This is a genomic window from Massilia sp. Root418 (assembly GCF_001425265.1).
Lineage (GTDB): Bacteria > Pseudomonadota > Gammaproteobacteria > Burkholderiales > Burkholderiaceae_D > Rugamonas.
Window position 1 is genome coordinate 1 of the sequence record NZ_LMEC01000015.1, and the last position, 2513, is coordinate 2513.

At 66.6% G+C, this 2513-nt stretch carries 2 protein-coding genes and 1 pseudogene; all 3 read left to right on the forward strand.

The features are described from left to right. On the forward strand, positions 1-232 hold a 232-nt coding region (locus tag ASC94_RS33000; protein WP_162251414.1), incomplete at its 5' end, for a hypothetical protein. A 197-nt stretch (positions 233-429) separates the two neighbouring features. Further along, positions 430-2248, forward strand: a 1819-nt coding sequence (locus ASC94_RS34255) for a beta strand repeat-containing protein (protein ID WP_373888113.1), incomplete at its 3' end; no start/stop codon positions are given. Between the two features lies 1 nt (position 2249). Beyond that, a pseudogene (locus tag ASC94_RS34260) lies at positions 2250-2513 on the forward strand (hypothetical protein); the annotation flags it as partial.

The window sequence follows — 2513 nt, forward strand, 5'->3', positions numbered from 1 at the left end:
GGCAGTGCCGGGTGCGGGCGGTCTGAACCTGGAGGCGCCGCAGTCGGTCGCCGCCAGCCAGGCCAGCCACACGCTGGCCGGAGTGGACCGCATGGTCTCCGCGCTCAAGCAGTTCGATGCGCAGGGCCCGCTGGCCAGCGGCGATGCCAAGGACCTGGCGGCGCCGGGCCAGAGCAACACCCACGGCCTGCCGGGTACCTCCAGCAATGGCTTCCTTGCGATTGGGAAGTAAGTCACCAGCTGAGCTGATGTGAGCAAGAAACGGCGACAGGTCAACCTGTCGCCGTTTTTGTCTGCACCGGGTGAATTTGAAACCTGTGCAAGAAGGCAATAAACCCAGTTGTTCGTCACATTGATGTAGCACATTTAGGCTAGAATTGCCTAACTTCAACACTTTTAAAAATCCGATGCGGTTCTAGGAGAACGGAAATGACCATCATCACAAGCTTGACCACCAGCCAGATCGTCGCCTTGACGACCACGCAGGTAGCCTCGCTGGCCACGGCTGAGATTGCCGAGTTGAGCACCAGCCAGGTGCAAGTTCTGACCACGGGCCAGATCGGCGCGCTGCAAAGCGGCCAGGTGGCGGCGTTGTTGACGTCCTCCATCGGCGCGCTCACCACCACCCAGGTGGAAGCGCTGAGCTCCACCCATGTGGCGACGCTGTCGACCACGCAAGTATCGGCACTGGGCACCAGCCAGATCATTGCCATCCAGACCACCGACGTGCAGGCCATCCGCACCGCCGCCATTGCCGCGCTGGGCACCAGCCAGATCAGCGCGCTGGGCACCAGCCAGGTGGCGGCCCTGAAGTCGGGCCATGTCGCCGTGCTGAGCACGAGCCAGATCCAGGCCCTGGGCACCAGCCAGATTATCGCCATTGAAACCACCGACGTGGCAGCGCTCAAGACCGTGCAGGTCGCGGCGCTGGAAACGTCAGACGTAGCCGCCCTGGCCACCAGCCAGGTGCAGGCGCTGAGCACGGGCGGCGTGGCCGCGCTGGGCACCAGCCAGGTCATCGCGCTGGGCACCAGCCAGGTTGCCGCGCTGAAGTCGGGCCAGGTTGCCGCACTGGGCACCAGCCAGGTCGCCGCCTTGGGCACCAGCCAGCTCATCGCCATTGAAACCACCGACGTGGCCGCCATGAAAACGGCGCAAATCAGCGCCCTGGGCACCAGCCAGGTCGCCGCGCTGACCACCGGCCAGGTAGTGTCCTTCGGTACGGCGCAAGTCGCCTCGCTGGGCAGCAGCGCGATCCAGGCGCTGGGCACCAGCCAGATCATCGTGCTCGAAACGGCCGACATCGCTGCGCTCAAGACCGTTCAAGTGGCCGCCTTGGAGACGTCCGACCTGTCCGCGCTGGGCACCAGCCAGGTGCAGGCGCTAAGCACCGGCGGCATTGCCTCGCTGGGCACCAGCCAGATCGTCGCCCTCGGCACCAGCCAGGTTGCCGCCCTGAAGTCGGGCCAGGTCGCCGCACTGGGCACCAGCCAGATCGTCGCGCTGGGCACCAGCCAGATTATCGCCATTGAAACTGCCGACGTGGCCGTGCTGAAGACCGCACAGGTCGCCGCGCTGGAAACCTCCGACTTGTCCGCACTGAGCACCAGCCAGGTCCAGGCGCTGAGCACGGCCGGCGTGGCCGCGCTGGGCACCAGCCAGGTTATCGCGCTGGGCACCAGCCAGGTTGCCGCGCTGAAGTCGGGCCAGGTCGCCGCACTGGGCACCAGCCAGATCGCTGCCCTGGGCACCAGCCAGGTCATTGCCATTGAAACTTCCGACGTGCTGGCCATGAAAACGGCGCAGATCGGCGCGCTGGGCACCAGCCAGGTTGCCGCGCTGGCCACCGGCCAGGTCGTGGCGCTGACGTCGGCCCAGGTGGCCTCGCTGGGCACCAGCGCGGTCCAGGCACTGGGCACCAGCCAGATCATTGTGCTGGAAACCTCCGACGTGGCCGCACTGAAGACCGTGCAAGTGGCCGCGCTGGAAACCTCCGACCTGATCGCGCTGACTACCAGCCAGGTGCAGGCAGTCAGCACCGCCGGCATCGCCGCGCTGGGCACCAGCCAGGTCATCGCGCTGGGCACCAGCCAGGTTGCCGCATTGAAGGCGGGCCAGGTGACTGCGCTGGGCACCACCCAGATCGGCGTGCTGGGCACCAGCCAGATCATCGCCATCGAAACCACCGATCTGGCCGCCATGAAAACCGCGCAGATCGCCGCGCTGGGCACCAGCCAGGTAGCCGCGCNGCTGGGCACCAGCCAGATCATCGCCATCGAAACCACCGATCTGGCCGCCATGAAAACCGCGCAGATCGCCGCGCTGGGCACCAGCCAGGTAGCCGCGCTGGCCACCGGCCAGATCGTCGGCCTGACCTCGGGCCAGGTGGCCGCGCTGGGCACCAGCCAGGTGGTAGCGCTGGGCACCAGCCAGATCATCTCGCTGGAAAGCGCCGACATCGCYGCGCTGAAGACCGCGCAAGTGGCCGCGCTGGAAACGTCCGACCTGATCGC